Source organism: Dyadobacter fanqingshengii (assembly GCF_023822005.2).
GTDB classification, from domain to species: Bacteria; Bacteroidota; Bacteroidia; order Cytophagales; family Spirosomataceae; genus Dyadobacter; species Dyadobacter fanqingshengii.
In genome coordinates this window covers 21816-43987 of record NZ_CP098806.1, presented here as the reverse complement: position 1 = coordinate 43987, position 22172 = coordinate 21816, and the positions used below count along the sequence as shown (strand labels likewise).

Annotated in this window: 16 protein-coding genes; 7 read left to right on the top strand and 9 right to left on the bottom strand. The window is 46.3% G+C overall.

Annotation, left to right across the window (positions count from 1 at the left end; translation table 11 throughout):
* Positions 1–53: 53 nt before the first annotated feature.
* Positions 54–1694, bottom strand: a complete 1641-nt coding sequence (locus tag NFI81_RS00175) for a carboxylesterase/lipase family protein (protein WP_310589252.1) — start codon at positions 1692–1694, stop codon at positions 54–56.
* Between the two features lie 142 nt (positions 1695–1836).
* Between NFI81_RS00175 and NFI81_RS00170 the strand changes: the two genes are divergently transcribed.
* The 4 genes from NFI81_RS00170 (at position 1837) to NFI81_RS00155 (ending at position 5868) form a co-directional block, all read left to right on the top strand.
* Complete coding sequence (locus tag NFI81_RS00170; protein ID WP_234615423.1) at positions 1837–2571, top strand: NUDIX hydrolase; 735 nt, start codon at positions 1837–1839, stop codon at positions 2569–2571.
* A gap of 99 nt (positions 2572–2670) precedes the next feature.
* A complete protein-coding gene (locus tag NFI81_RS00165) occupies positions 2671–3930 on the top strand; it encodes a sensor histidine kinase (RefSeq protein ID WP_234615424.1) in 1260 nt (419 codons plus the stop codon).
* Between the two features lie 145 nt (positions 3931–4075).
* Positions 4076–4894, top strand: a complete 819-nt coding sequence (locus NFI81_RS00160; protein ID WP_234615425.1) for an SDR family NAD(P)-dependent oxidoreductase — start codon at positions 4076–4078, stop codon at positions 4892–4894.
* Positions 4895–4977: 83 nt separating this feature from the next.
* The gene (locus NFI81_RS00155) at positions 4978–5868 is read left to right on the top strand and encodes a helix-turn-helix domain-containing protein (protein ID WP_234615426.1); all 891 of its coding nucleotides are present in this window, start codon (positions 4978–4980) and stop codon (positions 5866–5868) included.
* A 69-nt stretch (positions 5869–5937) separates the two neighbouring features.
* On the opposite strand, the gene NFI81_RS00150 is transcribed toward NFI81_RS00155, so the two are convergent.
* The 6 genes from NFI81_RS00150 to NFI81_RS00125 form a co-directional block, all read right to left on the bottom strand.
* A complete protein-coding gene (locus NFI81_RS00150) occupies positions 5938–8244 on the bottom strand; it encodes an arylsulfatase (RefSeq protein ID WP_234615427.1) in 2307 nt (768 codons plus the stop codon).
* Between the two features lie 30 nt (positions 8245–8274).
* A complete protein-coding gene (locus NFI81_RS00145) occupies positions 8275–9843 on the bottom strand; it encodes a RagB/SusD family nutrient uptake outer membrane protein (protein WP_234615428.1) in 1569 nt (522 codons plus the stop codon).
* Positions 9844–9910: 67 nt separating this feature from the next.
* Complete coding sequence (locus tag NFI81_RS00140) at positions 9911–12970, bottom strand: SusC/RagA family TonB-linked outer membrane protein (protein WP_234615429.1); 3060 nt, start codon at positions 12968–12970, stop codon at positions 9911–9913.
* Between the two features lie 129 nt (positions 12971–13099).
* Positions 13100–14170 (bottom strand): sterol desaturase family protein, encoded by a 1071-nt coding sequence (locus NFI81_RS00135; RefSeq protein ID WP_234615430.1) that lies wholly within the window; start codon positions 14168–14170, stop codon positions 13100–13102.
* Between the two features lie 482 nt (positions 14171–14652).
* Positions 14653–15966 carry an MFS transporter gene (locus NFI81_RS00130; protein ID WP_234615431.1) on the bottom strand — a complete coding sequence of 438 codons (1314 nt, stop codon included), beginning with the start codon at positions 15964–15966 and terminating at the stop codon, positions 14653–14655.
* Positions 15967–16046: 80 nt separating this feature from the next.
* Positions 16047–16511, bottom strand: coding sequence for a hypothetical protein (locus tag NFI81_RS00125; protein ID WP_234615432.1), 465 nt, complete (start codon positions 16509–16511; stop codon positions 16047–16049).
* Between the two features lie 161 nt (positions 16512–16672).
* Between NFI81_RS00125 and NFI81_RS00120 the strand changes: the two genes are divergently transcribed.
* Together NFI81_RS00120 and NFI81_RS00115 are read left to right on the top strand one after the other, a co-directional pair.
* Positions 16673–18304, top strand: coding sequence for a T9SS type A sorting domain-containing protein (locus NFI81_RS00120; RefSeq protein WP_254410604.1), 1632 nt, complete (start codon positions 16673–16675; stop codon positions 18302–18304).
* Between the two features lie 11 nt (positions 18305–18315).
* Positions 18316–20331: a thioredoxin domain-containing protein gene (locus tag NFI81_RS00115; protein ID WP_234615434.1), complete on the top strand. Its 2016-nt coding sequence runs from the start codon at positions 18316–18318 to the stop codon at positions 20329–20331.
* Here NFI81_RS00115 and NFI81_RS00110 read toward each other — a convergent pair.
* Together NFI81_RS00110 and NFI81_RS00105 are read right to left on the bottom strand one after the other, a co-directional pair.
* Positions 20313–20846 (bottom strand): DinB family protein, encoded by a 534-nt coding sequence (locus NFI81_RS00110; RefSeq protein WP_234615435.1) that lies wholly within the window; start codon positions 20844–20846, stop codon positions 20313–20315. The genes NFI81_RS00115 and NFI81_RS00110 overlap by 19 nt on opposite strands.
* A 13-nt stretch (positions 20847–20859) precedes the next feature.
* Entirely contained in the window at positions 20860–21366 is a 507-nt protein-coding gene (locus NFI81_RS00105) for a DUF6265 family protein (RefSeq protein ID WP_234615436.1), read from the bottom strand.
* Positions 21367–21507: 141 nt separating this feature from the next.
* On the opposite strand from NFI81_RS00105, the gene NFI81_RS00100 reads away from it, so the two are divergent.
* Positions 21508–22059, top strand: coding sequence for a hypothetical protein (locus NFI81_RS00100; protein WP_234615437.1), 552 nt, complete (start codon positions 21508–21510; stop codon positions 22057–22059).
* The last annotated feature ends 113 nt before the right edge of the window (positions 22060–22172 follow it).

Here is a 22172-nt window from a genome sequence, read left to right as displayed (position 1 = left end):
AAAGCCCTGCACCGATATCGATGCAGGGCTTTTTGTTGCTTAGCCTATGAATGTTAATTCATGTATTCTTTGTCAAGAAACAAATATCGCTCCCTGTCGCTTTCCGTTTTCTGCTCACTCTTTACATCAATGTTCATAAACTTCACTGGCGCCTTGCCTGTGTTAGCGTCCCATTGAGGCAATCCTTTTCCATTTGGATTACCTGTTTTGATAAAGTTCGCGAAGTAATCCACCATGGTTGCAGATACTTTGAAATCATCCGGCGTCCAGTCGTAAACCTTATTGCTGGCCAGGTTTCCCAATGCATACTCGATTTCAGAAGCGTGGGCCGCTCCTACTGGCGCCGGGGCGGCCGGAGCCGCTTTTGCTGCATCACCTTTGATAACTCCGCCAGCAAGTCCGGCTTTTGCATTGCCCATCGCAGCCGACATGGTCGGACGAATTCGTGAGAAAACATAGCGATAGACAGGTTTCCCACCCGTATTAATTTGCAGGTCAGCCCATTTCCACGTGCTGTAAACGATGAAACGATCACTGGAAAGTTCAGTCGCCGCTTTCACAACATCTGCGTCCGAAGCAGCCGGATATAATTTAAGGACCTGATCGGCTTTCTCATGATATATAGTGCTCAATGCTTTCTTGTAGTTTTCAAGCGTTGGCGCGTCTGCTTTCAAAACCACCTGATAAGGCACTTCGGCGGAATTCCAGCCAACCAGAATTGGGATTTTCGCCTGCTGTCCGGCCTGGAAAATTTCAGGCAGTGTTTTTGGCAAAAAATAACCGTCAATGGTCGGCGTGGTTGCCGTGCGGGTTTGCCCTGGCGTGTAAGCCGCATCTAGGAGATCATTTGCTGACAATGCTCTCAGCTGCGCAAGCGAGCTGCCTGTCTTAACGCCCGCAGCAAATGCCGCCCCAATTTTTTCAGCTTCTTCCAGTGGAATAGATGCCAATGTTGGATTAATAGCCGCGCCGCTCTCACCGATTGCCCCTGCAATCAGGTCTTTGGATAACGGCGAGGCCATCTGCACGGAAACGGAAATTGAACCCGCAGATTCGCCGGCAATGGTGACGCGTTTGGGGTCCCCTCCAAATTTATCAATGTTCTTTTGCACCCAAAGAAGGGCTGCATGCTGATCCAGATAACCATAATTACCGGACGATTTATTGGGCGACTCTTTGGTGAGGTCAGGATGTGAGAAAAATCCGAAAATGCCCAGGCGATAATTTAATGTAACCACAACAATTCCTTTTTTAGCCAGCGTCTCCCCATCGTAACGAGGTTCGGAACCGTCACCGGCAGCAAGTCCTCCTCCATAAAAATACACCAGAACCGGCAGCTTTTCCTTCATCGTTTTCGCGGGCGTCCAAACATTGAGATATAGGCAGTCCTCACTCATATCCTTCGAGCGGAATCCCATATCGCCAAAAATTGGTTTCTGCATGGGTTTGTTGCCAAACTGGTCTGCCTTACGGACCCCGTCCCAGTTCTTGGCAGGCTGTGGTTCCTTCCAGCGCAGCTCCCCAACAGGCGGCGCGGCAAAAGGCACACCCCTGAAAATAAGCAGCTCAGAGCCGGCTTCTCTGGTTCCTTCCAGTATTCCGTTTTCCACGGTAACCTGATTTTTAGGCTGCGCAAATAGTGTCATTGTAGTGCAAATGCAGAATAGTAGTGCTGCTAGTAACGGTTTTGACATTGTATTCAGGTTAACAGATTGTAAAATTTTCAGAATAAATCAGACACGAATATCTCATTGTATCAATTTGTTACAATAATAATTTAAATTCTTTCTGTTAGCAAATCTTTTTGTTACTTGCCCCATTATCACAAGGCCGGTCATGGATCAGGAATTTAAAAAGCAGGAAACAAACCCCACAGGAGCAGGGTATTTGCCCGGCTTAGCCATTGATACAGTCATTTTTGGTTTCCACGAAAATGAGCTGAAAGTACTTTTGCTTACCTATAAAAATACCGGTTTTTTTGCGCTGCCAGGCGGATTTGTGCATGAAGACGAAGATATCAACGAGGCGGCAAGAAGGGTTTTATTTCACAGAACAGGCCTGAAAGATATTTTCCTGGAACAATTTTACACTTTCGGTAGCAAAAGCCGGCACGACACCATGCCGCTCAAAAAAATCATGGCCGCCCGTGGATTTTTCCCCGATGACAATCACTGGCTCCTGGCCCGCTTCGTTTCAGTCGGGTACTACGCTTTGGTTGATTTTACAAAAGCAATTCCCTCACCTGACAGCATTTCCGACAGCTGCGACTGGTTTAATCTCTCCGATCTTCCCAAGCTGATGCAGGACCACGAGCACATTATTGCTAAGGCCTTGCAGACCATTCGGCTGGATCTGGATCACAAGCTGATCGGTTTTAACCTCCTGCCCGAACATTTCACCATGGGCGAACTGCAGGGACTATACGAAACTATTTTGAATAAAAAATTACTTCGGGCGGCTTTTCAGCGTAAAATGCTGGGCCTAGGCGTGCTGGAAAGGATCGCCAAAAAGTGGACTGGAGGCGCTCACAAGGCTCCATATTTGTATAAATTCATTTCCGGCGGCAAATAAAAATAGTTAAAGATGCCTGATATGGACATTCTCATCTTTATAATAGCATTAGAAAAACACTAATGTAAGAACCACTGGTATGGAATAACCCATCGCTTCATGAACCATTTTCTTCACAGGGCAGGCTTTATTGTCGCTGCCAGTATTCCACTCTTTGTTTTACCTGCACGTATCTCCGAAGGTCAATGGAAAGATCCGGTCAATTTAATAGGCTCAGAAATAGTCATTTTTATGATGAGCTTGACTTGTTGGTACGCTATCCACCTGATTCAGCAGCAATACCGGCGCTGGCCAGGATTACTATTATCTGTTTTGTGTTGCTGCATACTTTCGAATGTCTTCTACTTCACATTCAATCCCATTTTCAAAGACTTTCCGTTCCGGACGGCTCAAAATCCAATTGGGATAAAGCTTTTAATGCTTTCAAGCCGGGGAGTTCTTATCAGCATTATTCTGATACCGGCTGCCTACTTTTTAAAACGTGATCGTGATGCACGCAGCCAGCGTAAAGAAAATGAGCGGCTTGCTATCGAGAGGGTAAAAATAGAGAACAGGCTTCTGGACCAAGCAGTTACCGAGCGCACCCAGGCACTCCGGCAAACTTTGAGCACCTTGGAAGTCTCCCAGGAAATCCTTGAACATCAATTGTATATTCAGTCGCGCCTGGTTGCCTCCATTACTCACGATATTCGCGGCCCATTCAAGTACCTACTAATTATTTCGGAAGAAATCTGCCGGCTGGCGCAAAAGCAAGAATACGAGCAGATAGGCAGCTATACAATGGAGCTCAATAAATCGCTGGAGACAATGTACGGATTCGTCAACAACATCTTAGAGTTTACCAAACTGCCTGTTCACCAAAAACTGGATAGGTCCCAACGCATAAATTTAGCACAAATCGTAAAGGACAAACTCAAACTGTTTGATGGCATCATTAGCACCAACAGCAATCAAGTACATTTAGACATTGATCCGTTAATTTTTGTGACCAGCAATCCCAGTTTTTTGGGAATTGTCATACACAACCTCTTGGACAATGCAAACAAAAACGGCCGTAATGGTCTCATAAAAATTGGCGCTTCTGCTGATCAGCTTGTGACTCTGTTAACAATTGAGAATGCCGGCAGCATAGCACGGGAAATAGTGGAATGGGTAAACTTAAAATCAGGTCACACTTATCCGCCTGTTGGCACAACAGAAACACAAGGTATCGGACTGATTCTTGTCAGGGAAATTACCTCCTTACTAGAAGTAAATTTTCAAATGGAGTCCAGCAATAACAAGACAAAGGTACTCCTCACTTTTTCAGGGCATAACACGGACAGCCAGCAGGATGCTACCGAAATCAGGCCGATCTAAATGAGTCAACGGACTGCAAGCGGGAGATAAGTTGGTAATTCACAGGAGCAAGCTTTCCTGAAATGTGTCAAAGATCCCGGAATTTGTGTCAAATGCGCAGCATGGGCCAGTGATACCTTTGTAGGGTATTAAAAATCAAAATATCATGTCAAAAATAATTCTAATAACCGGCGCATCCCGCGGCTTTGGTAGGCTTTGGGCTAATGCACTTTTAAAACGCGGTGATAAAGTGGCTGCAACCGCCAGAAACATTGAAGACCTCCGAGATCTCATTGAGACATATGGCGACGCAGTTCTCCCCATCCAGCTGGATGTTAACGACAGAGACGCTTGTTTTGCAGCAGTCAATAAGGCCGTTGCCTATTTTGGCCGTGTCGATGTGCTTATCAATAATGCAGGTTTCGGTTTGTTTGGTGCTATTGAAGAAACAACGGAGAAACAGGCCAGGGCTCAAATCGAAACGAACTTTTTCGGGCTTCTTTGGGTCACCCAGGCTATTATCCCAGTGATGAGAGCGCAAAAAAGCGGGCATATCATTCAGGTTTCGAGTTTCCTTGGATTGGTTACACTTCCGGTTCTGGGGATTTACAATGCCTCCAAGTACGCCGTTAATGGTCTGAGTGAAACCCTTGCAAGCGAAGTAAAAGACTTTGGCATTCATGTGAGTCTGATCGAACCCAACGGCTTCTCGACCGACTGGTCCGGAGCATCGGCCGTGCAGACCGAGCCGACCGAAGTTTATGCGCCGATCAAGCAAGCATTTTTCGATAGTACTACACCCGATAGCTGGGGAAATCCTGAATCGACGACAAGTGCAGTTTTGCAATTAATCGATTCTGAAAACCCTCCGCTTCACTTTTTGCTGGGCAAGGTTGCATATCCAGGTGTGAAAGAAGTTTATAGCCAGCGCCTGGCTGAGTTTGAAGCCTGGAAAGAGGTTTCGGCCGACGCCCATGGTCACTAATCAATTCACAAGCATGTAAAAACTGTAACATAATCTGCAAACTAAATGACGCAGATTGTGTTACAGTTAATAAATGAGCCTGCATGAAACATTATAAAAATCTTTCCGAATTACACCGGGAAAACGGGTTTTCCCCTAATGAGAATCCGCTGTTCAGCATTGTTCAATGTAACGGAATGTGCTCGCTGGGCGAGCGGGAGTTTACCAGCGATTTTTATATGATCGGATTCAAAAAACTCAAATCCGGCGTTATCCTTTATGGCCGAACCAAATATGATCATGATTGCGGCTCAATGATGTTTGTCAAACCACGGCAGATCATTGAAATGAAGAACCTTCACCTGGACGAAGATGGGTTTCTGATGTTTATCCATGAAGATTTCCTGAATGGTCACACCCTGCACAATGAGATAAAAAAATATCATTACTTCTATTACGAAACCAATGAGGCCCTGCATGTTTCCCCGAAGGAAGAAACGACGATTTGGGAGTTATACAGGAAGATTGAGAACGAATATCAAAACAATCAGGACGAATTCAGCCGGGAAATTATTCTTGCCAATGTTGATACCATGCTTAAATATGCTCAGCGGTTTTATAAAAGGCAGTTTATCAACCGTTCCGAGATTTCAGGCAAAACCGTCAGCAGGTTTATGAAAGAGATGGACCTGTACGTATCGAGCGGGTTGTTAACCAATAAAGGCCTTCCCTCTGTTCATTATATGGCTGAAAAGCTTGCCATCTCAGCGGGATATTTAACCGACGTATTAAAACAGGAAAGCGGAAAAACCGCGCTGGAACACATTCATATTTACCTCATATCAGAGGCAAAAAACCGGCTTAAATCCCAGGACGGAACGGTCTCAGAAATTGCCTACGCACTGGGATTTGAGAATTTATCATACTTTTCCAGGCTTTTCAAGAAAGAAGTCGGCATGACGCCTGTTTTGTTTAAAAAACAAAGCCTCAATTGAACCGACTCCTCTCGATTGTTTCCCGCGGCTGAATGGCAAATTCGCAATTTTCCGTCGCCGGAAGAAATGCTATTTCAGGCTGCTTTGCTGGCCGGGATTGTAGTCAATGGTTACGTGATTGATTTTCCCTGTGAAAGTAAATGGCACTTGGTAAGTGTCGGCCACAGGCGTGAGGTCATCAAAACCAACATTAACCCCTTCGTGCAGATAGACATAACCCGTTGTTTTTTCAAGCTTTGACTCCCCTACTTTGGAATTATTGGCAAAAAGACTGATTTGTCCCGCCCCATTCTCATCGTATTTAACGTCAGCCCGAAGCTGCACTTTCCCTTGCGGCAATGTGGCATGCTCGGAAGTGACCACATACTTTGTCCCATCACCCACAGCATAAACAAAGTTCAGCTTGCGGTTTTGGATAAAAAAGCTAAGTCCTCCCTCAAATCCACCGCGCGAAAGCAGCACGCCCTCGTCCTCTACGCCACTCAGGTCCACATCGGCGATCAGACTGAATGATTTTTTCAAGGCAAATGGCCCGGCAACATCCACAATGGTGGACTGACCCGGATACAAAACAACGCGATCCAAATCCTTGTAGGCGGTTTGCAGCGTGTAGCCCTGCGTGCCATCCTTCAACGGATACACATTGTATTTGATGGCTTCACTGTCAAACAACGCCCGCAGCTCCTTCAATTTGGCAGGCTGCTGTCCCGAAAGATCAGTGATCTCATTGAAGTCTTCTTTGAGATTGTAGAGCTGCCATGTATCCGCATTAAAATCCTGCCCTTTCACGTGCAGCGAACCTGCTTTCCAGCCATCTTTATAAATAGCACGTGAACCGTGGATTTCGTAATACTGCACATTATGACGGTCTTTGGCGGCCGCATCATTCAGACTGTAAACCAGGCTTGTGCCTTCAATTGGATCTTGCTTGTAGCCATTGATCTGCTCGGGAACTTTGGCCTGGATCAATTCTAATGTTGTAGGCAACAGGTCAATGATATGACTGTATTGATTGCGTATGCCCCCTTTTTCTTTAATGCCTTTTGGATAAAAAACGATCAGCGGATTATGCGTGCCGCCTTCGGAGTTCGCATCTTGTTTCCATTGACGGAACGGGACATTGGTGGCTGCTGCCCAGCCCAACGGATAATTTACCTTGGAGAATTCCGAGCCGATCAGGTCAATATTTTCCAGGTTCTTTTTCAAACGCTGCTCCTCGGTGATCCCGGCCCCATAATTATTGACCGTTCCCACAAATGTCCCTTCTTTGCTGGCACCATTGTCGCCAACAGAAACAAAGACTAGTGTGTTTTCCAATTGTCCCGATTCTTTCAAATGGCTTATTACGCGCCCGATCTCGTAATCGGTGTATTCGATGAAGCCTGCATAAATTTCCATAAAACGCGCATACAGCTTCTTCTCGTCGGCACTTAATGCCGCCCATTCCTTCACACCCACATTACGCGGCGGCAGTTTCGCATCCTTGGGAACCACGCCCAGCTTGATCTGATTGGCTAAAACCTTCTCGCGATACTCATCCCAGCCGCCGTCGAATTTGCCTTTGTATTTGTCGGACCATTGTTTGGCAACCTGGTGAGGCGCGTGTCCGGCGCCGGTGGCAATGTATAGGAAAAATGGTTTGTCAGGATTCCCGGCCTTTTGCCCGGAGACATAGCTGATGGCGCGGTTGGCTATCAGCTCATTGAAATGCTTTCCGTCCTGCTGGTCTTTCTGGCGATGCGTTCCTTCCCACAGCTCGGGATGCCACTGATCAATGCTTCCCCGGGATGGAAAACCGTAAAAGTGCTCAAATCCGCGACCGGTCGGCCAGCGGTTGAAGGGTCCCGCAGGTGTCAGATCGGCCAGGGGCGTAATGTGCCATTTACCCAATGCAAATGTGTTATAGCCATTCTCTTTGAGGATTTCGGCGGCAGTTGCTTTTTCAAATGGGATCTGCGCATCATAACCCGGCGTGCCAATGGCCGTCTCGGGAAAAAGGCCCATATGTGCCGAATGCGAATTCCTGCCTGTCAGCAGGGCCGCTCGGGTCGGGGCGCAAATGGCAGTCGTGTGAAAATTGGTGTAACGCAGCCCGTTATTGGCCAAACTGTCCAATGTTGGCGTGTTAATGAGTCCGCCAAATGTGCTGATTGCTCCATATCCCACATCATCCAGCAAAATCCAGACTACATTGGGCGCTCCCGCAGGAGCTTTTTTCTTTTCTGCCCAGGATTCACTGGTTTCCTTTATGGTTTTACCAATTTTGCCTTTATAGGGCTGAATGGGTGTATGCTGCGCGTGCACAAACTGGTCGGTGCCCATCCAAGCCATAGCTGCGAGCACAATCGTCTTTGCCGGAATTAGAGATCTTTTCATTGTATGGATATATACTGTGATTAATGTTTTTTATTCAAAACCCGGATTCTGGACAAGCAATTTGTTGTTGTCGATTTCCGACTGCGGCAATGGGTAAAGCCTGTGCTTGTCGGCAGCATTGGTTTTGCCAACCTTAACCAGATTGGCTACAAATGTGGATTTGCCGCTGCCATCTTTCTGGCGTATCAGATCAAACCACCTTTGATATTCATAAACCACTTCCAAGCGGCGGTCCAGATACAGCGAGTCACGGAACTGGTCTTTGGAAAGCCCTGCGGTAAGATTGGGTAAACCAGCTCTCGCCCTTATCCGGTTCAGCGATTTGTAAGCTCTGGCCGTTGGTCCATTGGCTTCATTTTCCGCCTCGGCGTGGATCAGTAATAACTCCGCATATCGGATGATGGGCACATTAGCAGCCGACTGATTGGTAACCGCAGTCGAAGCCGGGTCCCACCATTTGCCCCAAAACGGCGTAGAATCATTAGGAACAGCCGGGTTAACAATCGGCAACGCATACACACGTCCATTGGCCGGGCTGGTAAAGCTTCTCACAAAAGTGACGTTTCTTCGCTTATCCTGCGGCTTGAAAAGTTTGTAAATGCTAAATGATTTGTCTTCGCCATTGGTATAAAACCGAACCATATGCGCGTAATTGCCATTCAGGCCGGGAATCCCAGACAGGATGGCGCGCGGGGTCTCAGCATTGCCCTGATTAAGCGAGTTTGACTTGAACTGGGCTGAGAAAATGTGCTCTTTATTGTTTTTAAAAGCTGGCAAAAATACCTCTGCATAGTTGGACACAAGGTCATAGCCATAAGCGCCCGTGCCGCCATCCGCCGGTGAAAGCACTTGCTCAGCCGTTGCAACGGCGTCCTTATAATGCGCTGTAACATTCAATGGCAAAGAGGCTTTGGTAAGATAAACTTTTGCAAGGATCGCTTTGGCGGCCCCCGAAGTGGCCCTGCCGACATTAGGGGACGCATAAGACGCAGGAAGAACCGCAGCTGCCTCGATCAGATCTTTCTCAATGCTGGCATAAACCTCGCCAGAAGGAGATTTAGCTATTTCATATCCCGCCGGATCAACCGACTTCTGGTATTCCTTGATCAGTGGTATATCGCCGTAGAGCCGCACCAGATTAAAGTAATAAAGCGCCCGTAAGAATTTGGCTTCGCCCAGGAGACGCTCTTTTAAAGCATTATCAAATTCAATGGCGGGGATTTTTTCCAAAACTACATTGGCCTTTTTAATAGCCGCATAATGCTGCTGCCAGATCTCATAAATGCGCAGGTTGGTTGCAGAGTGCGCCAGAACCGACAATGAGCGCACGTCCGGGTTTGTAGCGCCTGGCCCCGGATCCTCATCGTCACCGGCCATGTTCATTCCCGTGTTAAAAAGCGTGTTATAAGGCGTCTGCACCGAGCTGCCCCCTGAATTAAGAAAGAAATAAACTGCATTCACCGCGTTGATCGCATCGGTCTGGGTTTTGTAATACTGCTCCTCGGAAAGAAAGGCTTCCGGCTCCTCTTTCAAAAATTCCGAGCACGAGGACAAGCCTAGTGACAGGAAGACAATCGGAATATATTTAAAGATTTTCATTTGAATTCGTTTATTTAAATGCTTATCACTTAATGCATTAATGTTCATTTAGATCGCTTTCTTTATCTTAAAATGACAGAGAAAGACCGACCTGATAGGATTTGTTATTAGGATACACACCTTGATCGACGCCTTTGTTGATCAGCGACTGACCATTAAGGCTCACTTCCGGATCATATCCTGTATAATTCGTCCATGTAACCAGGTTTTGCGCAGAAAAATAAATGCGCAGCGCGTCTATACCCAATTTGGATAGCGCCGATTTGGGTAGATTATAGCCGATAGAAAGGTTTTTCAGACGGTAGTAAGTGGCATCTTCGATGAAGCGGTCAGAGATGGTAATGGCAGGATCTTGGAATGCAGCCTTCACATCTGTGTCGGTGTTCGAAGGTGTCCAGCGGTTAAGCATTACATCAGATGCATTTACATAACCCGTACCCAGTTCAAGGTTGGCGCGGTTGGCATTATAAAGCTTTCCGCCTATTGAAGCCTGGAAGAATACGGTCAGATCGAAGCCTTTGTAATTGAATGTATTGGTAAGACCTGTTGTAAAACCGGGCTGATTATCAATCACTACCCTGTCTCCTGCCTGGGTTATAACCCCGTCGCCATTGATATCCTTGTATTTCTGGCCGCCCGGACTTTTGTTTTGCTGCGGGGTAAGTGCCTGATCTCCCTGCTGAATGATCCCATCGGTTTTGTAAACGATGAAAGAACCCAGCGGCGAACCTACTTTGGCAATGGAAGGCGCAGATATCACCGGAATGATCTGGCTCACATTCTCGCCCAGGCTCAGGATCTTGTTGGTGTTTTTAGCAAAAATGAAGATCGTATTCCACTTGAAAGCACCCGTAGTGTTTTGCGAATTGATATACAATTCGACACCCTGGTTACTCACTTCGCCAATGTTCTGGTAAACCACGGAAGCTTGCCCGTTGTAAAAATCGGAAAGTCCCGAAGTTCCTGCAACCGTTCTTGTCAGAAGCAGATCCGTTGTCCTTTTGTAATAATAATCGGCAATAATGCTGATGCGGTTTTTGAACAAACCTAAATCGATCCCGGCATCAACCTGAAATGTTTTCTCCCAGCCCAGATTGGGGTTAGGCACTGTATTGGGCGCATAACCTGAAATGGTGGTGTTGGAAAAATTGTAGCGAAAGTAGGCCAGCTGTGATAGCGATTGGTAAGGAGGAATGCTCTGGTTACCAGTCGATCCGGCGCTTACCCTCAGTTTGAGCAGGCTGATCTTTTTGAACTGCTGAAAGAACTTTTCGTTGTTTAAATTCCATCCAAAAGCGGCGGATGGGAAATATCCCCATTTGTTTCCTTCACCAAAACGCGACGATCCATCCGCACGAAGCGTGAAAGTTAACAGGTAACGGTCATCAAAAATGTAGTTGACGCGTCCCAGGTAAGAGGCCAGTGACCAGGCACTGGCCACCGAGCGCGGCGCAATGTTGGTAATCCCCGTGGCCAGGTTGTTGTATTCAAATGCATCGGTTGCAAAGCCGGCAGCCTCCGCAATGGCCCCTTTCGACTGGGATGTCTGAGCAGTGAAGCCAACCACAGCATTGATCCTGTTTTTATCATTAATGTCTTTGTCATAGCTTAATGTGTTCTCATTAAGCCAGTTAGTAGTAAATATCGACCCAACAAGCGCATTACCGCTCAATGCCTGACCTTCGGCTGTGGTGCTTGGCAAATAGCGGTTCTGTTTATTGCCAACCACATCCGCACCGATCAGCACCTTTGCCTTCAAACCGTCGGTAATGGTGTATTCTCCCGAAATATTACCCAGAAAACGGTTGGTAATGGTCTCATTGAGCTGATTATAAAGCGAGTTGATCGGGTTTTGAAGCGCTGATTCAAAGGGGCTGTTTACGACAAAGCCGCCATTGTCCTGATAAATAGGCAATGCAGGCGGCGTTTGCAATAAATTACCTACAATGGCTGTGGGAGCCACATTGGCCTTGGTATTGCTGGCATTCAGGCTTGCAAAAATCCGGAAACGTTCATTATACTGATGATCCAGGTTTACCCGGGCCGAAAACCGCCTGAAATCCGTGTTTTGCAGGATACCGTTCTGTTTGAAATAATTACCTGAAACGGCCAGCCTGGTTTTCTCTGAGCCAGAAAGAATAGACAGATTATGACTTTGCTGAGACGCCTTTCTGAAAGCCGCATCCTGCCAGTCGGTTCCGGCACCGGTTGTATCCAGCGAGAATCCGCTGATATTAGGGATAGAAGCCGTCTTGCCCGAATTGGCAGCAGCATCTTTGCGAAGCGCCCACCATTGTCCGGCGTTCAGAAGCGGGATGGTGCGGATAACCTCCTGGGTGCCGTAAAAAGCGTCGTAATGAATGGACGATTTGTCTTTCGAACCGCTTTTTGTTGTGATAATAACCACACCATTTGCACCGCGTGACCCGTAAATTGCCGTTGCAGAAGCGTCTTTAAGCACATCAATGCTTTCTACATCCGCCGTGCTCAATGATGATAAGGGATTGATTTTCGAGCCGTCGGTAACGCCCGCATCACTAAGGCTGTAATCGTTGTTGATCGGAAAACCGTCAATCACATAAAGCGGATCGCTACCGGCAGTAATGGAGTTATTTCCCCGGATCTGCACGCTAACGCCCCCGCCGGGTTGCCCCGAAGTCTGGGTTACCACCGCGCCAGCCACGGACCCCTGAAGCAGCCGCTCGACGGACGCCACCGGCTGGCTTTTTATTTCCAGTGGAACAGAGGCAATGGAGCCTGTGATATCCTTTCTTTTTTGTTCCCCGTAACCGATAACAACCACCTCATCGAGCAGGTTGGCCGTTTTCAGAACGATTTCAACCAGGTCTGTGGGCAGTTCATAGATCTCGATCTCCTGCTGCTGAAAGCCGGTAATGTTAACCTGAATGGTAAACGGAAATTCCTTCGCTGCCGGAATGCTGAACTTGCCGTCCAGGTCAGTTTGCACATATTTGGAACTGCCTTTTTCGACAACGGTGGCTCCGGGTAGTCCTTGTCCGGTTTCGTCCTTTACAATCCCGCTGATATTGTCTTGGGCTCTTGCCACAGTGGAAGTAAAAGCCAGGGCCCCCAATAGCAGGATCAGGCGTAAGTTTTTAAGAATCATTTTTCGGAGTAGATAATTGTAGATAGTAACTGGGGTTGATTTATTTAAAGATTGGGCAAAGATTTCCAGGTACACGTATAACGGCTAGCGCTATACGTGCAACGGAACGCATAAGTAAAATGGAGTTTACTAACTGGCTACTTTCGTTTCTAAAAGCGGCTCTATGTGAATTTGTTTAACAGGAACCTGGTCGCCAACCATCGGGCCGTCGGCAGAAAGCTCGCTTCCCTCCTTTTTGGATTTGAAAATGGGCCATAAAAACTGCGCGTACCATTCCTCTTCTTTATAATGCTTGATGCCAAAAGAGCTCGGATAACGACGGGTGATAATGCCGGTTCCAAAGATGATATCCCATAGGAAGAACATATTTCCAAAATTGCCTTTGTAATGTCCTATGCCATCGTCCGTCGTATCTGCATGGTGTGCATAGTGTGTGGCTGGTGTTGAGATAAACCTTTCCAGCACCCAGCCGATTGGGTTGAGCCATTTGATCTGATAAAATGGCTTGTCCCAGGGAATGCTTGAATGTGCTCCGGTGACGATCAGGGATTTAACAACCTTCACAAACAATGCAGCATAACCCAGGCCCATATAGGTGAGCGCCACGGTCAGGTAAGTTTGGGAAAAGAAAATGGTGTAAATGATGTTTTGTCTTCCCGCCATGGCCATGCCCATGTAAGGCGCGCTGTGGTGGGTGCGGTGAAAGCGCCATAACCAGGGCACCTGATGATGCAGGCGGTGATACCAGTATTGCGTAAGGTCATCCGCAACCGCAATAATGGCAAAAGCCCACCAAAACGGAACCCATGAAAAGCTGTCCTTCGCACCGGGAAGCCATTGTGGCAACAATTGCAAGCTATAATAAGCTACGACGGGGCGGATAATAATCTTGGGCACCACAAAGCAGGCAATGTCCAGTATCCGCTCATTTTTGGTCCATTTGGTCTCGTAAAGTCCGGCAGCGAATTCGACAACGCCAATGGCCAGAATGATTACGGGCAAACCCCAGGAGCTCAGGTTTTCAAAAACGCCTTCGATAAATCCGGGCACTTTAAATGGTAAACCATTGCTGATTGCCCAGGGTTTGTGATCAGTCAGATAAAAGGTAATGAACATCAGCGCGATTGGCGCCAGATAAAGTAAGATACTGACGAATGCATCACGCCATATTTTTTGCGTAACATGCTGTTCAATTTTCATAAAAAGCAATGGTTAAATAAGGTTACAGATTAATTGAGAAGACTTTGTGCCAGCCAGATCCCGCCGGCAATCAAGGCGAACGGGACCAGGGTCAGAAAAATCCCGACTGCAATTTTTTTTACCAACAGGAGTACATCAGAAAGCGTCATAGCAATGCATGTTTTGAAAAGCAATTTCAAAAAGGAAATATTCAGTGAAAGGCACGACTAATCATGCCGGGAGTCTGGGAAGCGCGCAACGGAAATCATTGCGCTGATCTAATCAGCAGCAACAACAAGGCTGGTTGGATCCAGCATAAGAAGAAAAACCGTAGGAAAAATACCACCTGAATGCCATAGCTGACAATTTTGTTTAAAACTTAAAAAATTACAACGATAATGTTGATGCCTAATACTTACCTTTTGGGTGGATCAAACGATAAGCCTACTAAAATGATAGACAAAGTAAAGTAGATTATTTTAATTAAGCAAGAATGGAGAAAATTAATTCTCACTATCCTGCATTTGATAGCGATAAGCCTTTTTGGAGGGAATGCGGTAAAGCAAAATAAGGCCGAAGACAAATATTACTAAAAGTGCGAGAATGCTGTTTCTCATGCTTCCTGTGAGATACTCTACGGTTCCGTAAATGAAAGTGCCTATGACGATGGCGAGCTTTTCGGTAACGTCGTAAAAACTGAAATAGGAAGCTGTGTCGGGAATGTTTTCAGGGATCAGCTTGGAGTAGGTGGAGCGGGAAAGGGATTGGATGCCGCCCATGACCATGCCGACGCCGCAGGCTATAAAATAAAATTCCATGGCTTCGGTCGTGTAATATGCGCCCGTACAAATGCCGATCCAGATGGCTACGCCCACCATTAATGCAAAAATATTGCCGATTTTGCCTGATAACCATGCAAATGTAAATGAGCCGATAATGCCCACAATCTGAATCAGCAGAACAGTCACGATCAAGCTTTGTGAAGGGAGTTTCAGCTCGGTTGCCCCGAAGATCGTTGCTACATACATTACAGTCCTCAGGCCCATGGTGTAAATAAAAAAAGCGCTCAGGAACTTGGCCAGAAAAGGCTGTTGTCTCAAATTAAAATAAACCTTCCTTAACTCGGCAAACCCGTTAAAAATCCAGTTCCCCGACTTTTGCTTGGCGGCTCTATGGGCTGGCAAATACTTGAAGGGGATCTGTGCGAACAGGATCCACCACAATCCGACAGTTAGAAAAGAAATCCGCGCAGGCAACGCTTTATCGGTGATGCCGTAGAATGCGGGCGCTAAAATCATACTCAAATTAAAAATCAAAAGCAGCACGCTTCCCAGGTAACCCAGCGAAAACCCTCTGGCACTGTAACTGTCGAATTTGTCTTCCGTGGCGATCTCGGGAAGATAGGAGTCATAAAAAACAATGCTCCCGCTCCATCCTATTAGGCTCAATCCAAACAGCAAAATGGAAGGCACCAGGGTATCTTTGGTGAAAAAAAAGAGCAGCATGCAGCTAAGAGCGCCCAGATAGCAGAAAAATTTCATAAATCTTTTCTTCTTACCGCTATAATCGGCCACAGCTGTGCATAAGGGGATCAAGAGCGCTGTGATGAGAAAGGAGACTGAGACCGTATAGGAAAACAGTACAGAACTTTTGATCTGAAAACCCAGAAAATCGGTATATGCTGTCCCGGATGCTTTTAATGCGGTTGCGCTGAAATAAACGGGGAAAATACTGGATACGATAACAAGTGCGTGAACCGAATTGGCCCAGTCGTACATACACCAGGCATTTATAATTTTGGGGTCGTTCTTTCTCATTAATTTGAATTTGACACAAAATAAGAAAAGCGGCAGATTAAATCTGCCGCTTTTTTTGACTTATACCAAAATTTGAATGCTTATTTGATCACAGGCTCAAAAACCATAATGGTTTCCTGCTCAACGCCGCTGACCGGCATTTTGCTTTTTAATCTCAATTTGCTGTTTGTAAGCTCCTCAACACCAAACTCACCAGAAAAGCCGGATATTTTAATGTCAAGCGTTGTATTCTCGTTTTTCAAATACCACGTTCCCCCGTTGATCACTTGCTTTGACCCCTGATCAATCGCCTTCGTCACATTATTTTGAAGAAATTGAATGTCCATCACTTCCTTAATGGCCTGCGTCTGTGCATTAAGCTGGTTAAAAGGAATCGCTTTGCCTGTCAGGTCCGTTACAGTGGACATGCGCCAAGGATAGTTGATCAGAATTTTGTCTTTTTCTGATGGCTCAGGCGTAGGATTCGGGTTCTCTTTTTTGTTTTTATCACAAGCCACTAAAAGCAGGGCCAGAAAAAGAGGGGCAATAAGGAGTAATCGTCTCATATCAGTTTATATTTTATGTTCCAGGCAATTTCTTTTCTTACTTTGTCATTAATATAATTGAAGTGTTAGCCTTTTCCCGGAAAACGTTTCCTGGAAATCGTTTCCCGGAAAAATCAAATTATCGACGCTGCAAAAGTAACGAATTTGTCCGGTCAATTCTTATGGTTCATTTTACCGATATATATGTGAGAGCTTTTTACACCACTTTATTTTATTTCATGACCCAATGTGCGCACGTCTATGCGCAGGATTGCCAGCCAGCTTATATACTAAACCCGGTCACGGCCAACAACACGATCGAATGGGGCAAGTTCCCCGAATTTAGCCTGCCCTTTAAGATCATTTATAATGCTACACGCTTTGGCGATACGCAGTCCCAGCCGCTCAAACACGGTTTTAGCCACCTTGCAACATTCTCCGGACCCGAGCCCGGATCCTTAACGAATGCCAACCGGGCATTGATCTGGTACGGCGTCGCAACATCGAGCGGAAACCAGCCCTGGGCGGATAATGCACTGCGCAGCCCCTGGGGAAATGACACTGTGGCTTATCGTAATTTTTGGGACAATTACGCCGAAACAGCAAAAGGTTACGACATCATTTGCATGGACATTGAGCGCATGCAACGTGAGGACCGCGATATTCTCGCATTAAAATCCAATAGCAAGATCCCCCAAAATTACCGCAATTTATCGGACGCAGATTTTTTGGCAACCTATAAAAGGGATATGAGGTGGTGGTACACCGAGGCGGCCAACAGGCTGAAATTGAAGGGAGTTAAAGCCCCATTGAGCAGTTACAGCGATGTTCCGGTGCGCAACACGTGGTTGAACATTACTGCCAACAGCTGGCAGGACTGGACCACCAATGCTGACCGCACCCATTACCTGGTCCAGGATAATGCAGGCAAGATCGGCGGCAGCTTTTACAATGCGCAACAATTTCTGACGCCCTCTCCTTATTTTTATTATGGCTACGATAACCCGATTGGAAAGGATTATCTGTCGTATCTTCTTTTCAACATTGAAGTCAACCGCGCCTGGAGTGATAAGCCTATCATTCCTTTTGTATGGATGCGTATTCATGACAGTTACGATCCCAACACGCCACTGATTGCCCCGTTTGTAGCAGAAGCAACCGCCATCTTCCCCTTTTTCTCGGGAGCCAATGGTTTATGGCTTTGGGAAAATCCCGGTTTCCCAGGTAACCGCCAGGAAAATTATGCGTCTTATGAGCGATTTATCTATGGACTTTACCGGCTATCAGCTTTCAAAGATATGTTTGAAGGGAATTATGAACTTGTCATTCCACGGTCTGCCCGCGACTTAATGGAGCAGCAAAGCCCGATCTGGCGCGGCGTGGTAAAAGGAAGCAACATTCTTATCGCCGCGCAAAACCCTTATGCTGCAGATAATGCTGAAACTGAGATCGTCGTTTCCCATCAGAAATGGCTCAGAAGTATCAAGTTGAAAGGCAAAGAAGTTTTCCTTTGCAAATTCGATCTGAATGATTCCGTCAATTCCACCGAGCCGCACCTTTCCGATGCTTTTGTTTATGCCAATCCGGTTGAGTTTGAAATGAATGTAGTGCTAAATGGCATGAATGGCGTTACCGATGTAGCATTCTCTCTTTTAAATACAAAAGGGCAGGTTGTGCTGGAAAAACAGCTAAAAGCCATCGCCGGTGAAACGCGCGAGCGGATCAATTTGCCCCATTTAACTGCTGGCATATATTTTGCGCGTTTTAAGACCGAACACAGGACCATTACCAAAAAAGTGGTCATTCATCAATAGCAACTACAAATATGAACCGCCTGAGCCAGCAAACCAGCCCCTATCTACTTCAACATGCACACAATCCGGTTGACTGGTTTCCCTGGGGCGAGGAAGCATTGAGCAAAGCGAAAACTGAGAATAAGCCTATCCTGGTCAGCATTGGCTACTCGGCTTGTCACTGGTGCCATGTAATGGAACGGGAATGTTTTGAAAAAGAGAGCATTGCGGAGGTCATGAACGCGCATTTCGTTTGCATTAAGGTGGATCGTGAGGAGCGTCCCGACGTGGATGCTGTATATATGGATGCCGTGCAAGCGATGGGCGTGCGCGGCGGATGGCCGCTGAACGTTTTCCTGTTGCCCGACAGCCGGCCGTTTTACGGGGTTACATATCTGCCTCCGCAAAATTGGGTGCAGCTGATGAAGAGCATTGACAATGCATTTCAGAAACATTATGATGAGCTGGCCGGGTCTGCCGAAGGATTTGTGCAAAATATGCTGGTTTCCGACACAGAAAAGTATGGCCTCGTGACGGGAAACGGTGATTATGTAATTTCCGAGCTGGATATCATGTTTGAGAAATTGCAGCTTAATTTCGATACGGAAAAAGGCGGAATGGATCGCGCGCCGAAGTTTCCCATGCCTTCGATCTATAAATTTTTGCTGCGTTATTTTGATATAAGCCAAAATCCGCAGGCACTTGCCCAGCTGGAATTATCCCTGGACCGCATTGCTTTGGGTGGGATTTATGATCACGTTGGCGGCGGATGGGCCAGATATTCTGTTGATGATGAATGGTTTATCCCACATTTTGAAAAAATGCTCTATGATAATGCGCAGCTGCTGAGCATTTATGCCGAGGCTTATTCACTGACCAGAAATCCGCTGTATGAAGATCGCCTATTGAACACAATTCAATGGCTGCAAAACGAGATGCGCAATGAGCAAGGCGGTTTTTACTCTGCGCTGGATGCGGATAGCGAGGGTGTGGAGGGTAAATTTTATATTTGGACAAAAGCGGAATTGCAGCAAATCCTGGGCGAAGATTTCGAATGGTTTGCTAAACTTTATAATGTCTCCGAGCACGGCAACTGGGAAGATGGCCACAATCATTTGCATTTGACCAATACGGTACTGCAAACCGCCAGTGCGTTAAAGCTCAATGTGGCCGATCTTGAAGCGAAATATAGGGCAGCCCTCAAAAAACTGGGCGAAAAGAGAGCAGGACGCATCCGGCCAGGATTGGATGACAAAACGCTTACATCCTGGAACGGACTGCTGATCAAGGGGCTGGCTGATTCCTACCGGGCCTTGGGCCATGAATATATTCGTGAAATGGCTGTTTCGGCAGGCGCATTTATCCGCGACAATATGATCGTGGGCAATAAGCTCATGCACAGTTATAAGAACGGGCGGGCGACTGTGACGGGCTTTTTAGAGGATTATGCGGCAGTCACCGAGGCATACCTGGCGCTTTACCAGATTACTTTCGATGAACAGTGGATCACGCTTGCCAGAAAGCTGGCCGACTACACGATCGACAATTTTTACGACCAGAAAGAAGGCTTTTTTTACTTCACCGACATTTACGGAGAAACGCTCATTACCCGCAAAAAAGAACTTTTCGATAATGTGATTCCATCTTCAAACTCCATCATGGCGCATAATCTTTATCTGCTGGGTATGATGCTCGACGAGGATGAATACGCCAGGATTTCGGACACAATGCTTTCCAAAATGAGCAAGGTCCTTCTGGCAGACGTCCAATGGGTTACAAACTGGGCAGCACTATACTGTATGAGAGCCTCACCAACCGCTGAAATCATCATTGTAGGCGCAGACGCGGACGATATGCGCAAAGATTTCGACCGCTTCTTCGTGCCCAACAAACTGGTAATGGGAACAATCACCCGCTCCGATCTCCCTCTCTTAAAAAGTCGCACAGACATCAATGGCAAAACGGCCATTTACGTGTGTTACGATAAAACCTGCCAACTGCCGGTAACGCAAGTGGAATATGCACTGGATCAGCTGGCGGGTGCTTGAAGCAGCGGAAAGTAACGCTCCTCAATTACACGCATGTGGTGAATAGGGTGACCGATGATCACGAATCCCAGGGCCAGAGCCGAAATGTCGGACTTGTAAGCAAAACCTGAGCGCAGGATCATTTCATCATTCATGCTTTTAAAAAGGGAAATTGTACTTTGCCTTACTTCATTGAATTCCTGCATCAGATCATCGATGCTACGTTGATTTGCGATTGTGTTTGCTGCCAAAAGTTCTTCGTCGTAGCCTGGGAGGGTTGTTTTGTCATTTCTAGAAAAACGCATGGCCCGGTAGGACATAATGCGCTCGTTGTCAATGACATGTTGTAAAATGTCCTTTACACTCCATTTTCCTTCGGCGTAAGCCAGCTCTTTCAGGGCCGTTAGCTTTGCAAGGTCTGCATACACATTGCCGGGCGAATATTTGTTGAATGCTTCAATGATATCAATGTCTTCTACCAGGTTGATGTAGCGATCGAAAAACTGGGGCATTGGGCTGATTGCGGATTTCTTCATAAAGGGTAATTGCTTATTTGAGCTTTGAATATTTGTAATCGATATGTCTGGGTTTTGAATCAATGGTTCCTTCAATGTAGGCATGAAGCGAGTCTGCGGGTAAAAACGCATAGCCGATGCGCTGGGGAAAATCGTGCTTGGGATTTTCAAAAATAAACTTTTTCCCCTGAATTGATTTCAAATCGAAAAGCACTTCCTTTTCATCATTCTGCCCAAAAGTCACCGGCGCGTATATCACCCTGCGGTTACTTAGGTAAAGGCGGACCGTTTCGAGTTTAACTGTATCGCCATTTTCAAGCTTATAACTGACCCCCGAAAATTCGCTTGGTGAGACCCTGTGCCAGGTTTCATACATATCGCCTCCCGTACGCTGCATTTTCCATGAACCCACGATAGCATTGAGCTTTTCAAAATCGGTTTTGGTGTATCCTTCATTCTGAATCATGGAAGTGGATGCGAGCAGCAAAACGATCAAACATTTACGCGCTCCGTTGGTTAAAAAACCTGCTTGTTTTGTCATTGAAACACATTTTTATTTAGAGCGGTAATTTAATCAAAATCCGCTGCATGCATTTATAGGGACATTGATATATAGTATTTTAAACAACATTTGCAGAATTGCACTAATCTTGATTACATTTGGATATAAATCCTCTTGAAATTGAAAAGACTGTTGCCGATAGGATTATTGGTTCTCTTGCTCTACAACACGTTTGGGCTCGCTTTCGCTGTGCTTTTCTTTGATAACCACTATCAGGACTCATCGGTTTCTTCGCCCTATGATGAATTAAGGGTAGTTAAAATGCATTTGCCGTCCCTGCCCTACGCAGGCGACCTACAAATTACAGAAGCACCTGAGGGTCTCATTCGTCAGGATGATCAATTTTATAACCCTACTCAGGTCGTACATCAAAACGATACACTTTATGTGACGCTGAAATCCAATCAGGCGGCCCGGGATGAATTCTTCGCATTGGCCAATGCCATGCAAATTATCAGCGATCCGAATGCAAAACTGCCGGAGAATCCTTATAGCAAGGCCATGAAATTGATGGATAACCTGCTGAAAAATTACATTTCAAATTCCCATGAAATAAGTTTTCAAACTGCCTCATTTACAGAACCATTGCCTTTATTGACAGGCAGATGCTCCAAAAATATCTATTCAGCCATCTTCATTCAGCTAACAAGCCCGCCTCCCGAGCTTAGCTGAATCCTTAGCGACATTTACCTACCAGTCGCAAGAATGCCTTAATTCATTACATATTGCCTTCAAAGCACAGTATCCATTGTGATATTGTAAACACACGGCATAATTCCCCAATA

What these genes read in the sequence shown, in the direction of transcription:
- NFI81_RS00140 (WP_234615429.1), bottom strand. Translation starts at nt 12,970, where the DNA reads ATGATTCTTAAAAACTTACGCCTGATCCTGCTATTGGGGGCCCTGGCT.
- NFI81_RS00110 (WP_234615435.1), bottom strand. Translation starts at nt 20,846, where the DNA reads ATGAAGAAATCCGCAATCAGCCCAATGCCCCAGTTTTTCGATCGCTAC.
- NFI81_RS00150 (WP_234615427.1), bottom strand. Translation starts at nt 8,244, where the DNA reads ATGAAAAGATCTCTAATTCCGGCAAAGACGATTGTGCTCGCAGCTATG.
- NFI81_RS00125 (WP_234615432.1), bottom strand. Translation starts at nt 16,511, where the DNA reads ATGAGACGATTACTCCTTATTGCCCCTCTTTTTCTGGCCCTGCTTTTA.
- NFI81_RS00115 (WP_234615434.1), top strand. Translation starts at nt 18,316, where the DNA reads ATGAACCGCCTGAGCCAGCAAACCAGCCCCTATCTACTTCAACATGCA.
- NFI81_RS00165 (WP_234615424.1), top strand. Translation starts at nt 2,671, where the DNA reads ATGAACCATTTTCTTCACAGGGCAGGCTTTATTGTCGCTGCCAGTATT.
- NFI81_RS00105 (WP_234615436.1), bottom strand. Translation starts at nt 21,366, where the DNA reads ATGACAAAACAAGCAGGTTTTTTAACCAACGGAGCGCGTAAATGTTTG.
- NFI81_RS00145 (WP_234615428.1), bottom strand. Translation starts at nt 9,843, where the DNA reads ATGAAAATCTTTAAATATATTCCGATTGTCTTCCTGTCACTAGGCTTG.
- NFI81_RS00170 (WP_234615423.1), top strand. Translation starts at nt 1,837, where the DNA reads ATGGATCAGGAATTTAAAAAGCAGGAAACAAACCCCACAGGAGCAGGG.
- NFI81_RS00135 (WP_234615430.1), bottom strand. Translation starts at nt 14,170, where the DNA reads ATGAAAATTGAACAGCATGTTACGCAAAAAATATGGCGTGATGCATTC.
- NFI81_RS00155 (WP_234615426.1), top strand. Translation starts at nt 4,978, where the DNA reads ATGAAACATTATAAAAATCTTTCCGAATTACACCGGGAAAACGGGTTT.
- NFI81_RS00160 (WP_234615425.1), top strand. Translation starts at nt 4,076, where the DNA reads ATGTCAAAAATAATTCTAATAACCGGCGCATCCCGCGGCTTTGGTAGG.
- NFI81_RS00120 (WP_254410604.1), top strand. Translation starts at nt 16,673, where the DNA reads ATGGTTCATTTTACCGATATATATGTGAGAGCTTTTTACACCACTTTA.
- NFI81_RS00175 (WP_310589252.1), bottom strand. Translation starts at nt 1,694, where the DNA reads ATGTCAAAACCGTTACTAGCAGCACTACTATTCTGCATTTGCACTACA.
- NFI81_RS00130 (WP_234615431.1), bottom strand. Translation starts at nt 15,966, where the DNA reads ATGAGAAAGAACGACCCCAAAATTATAAATGCCTGGTGTATGTACGAC.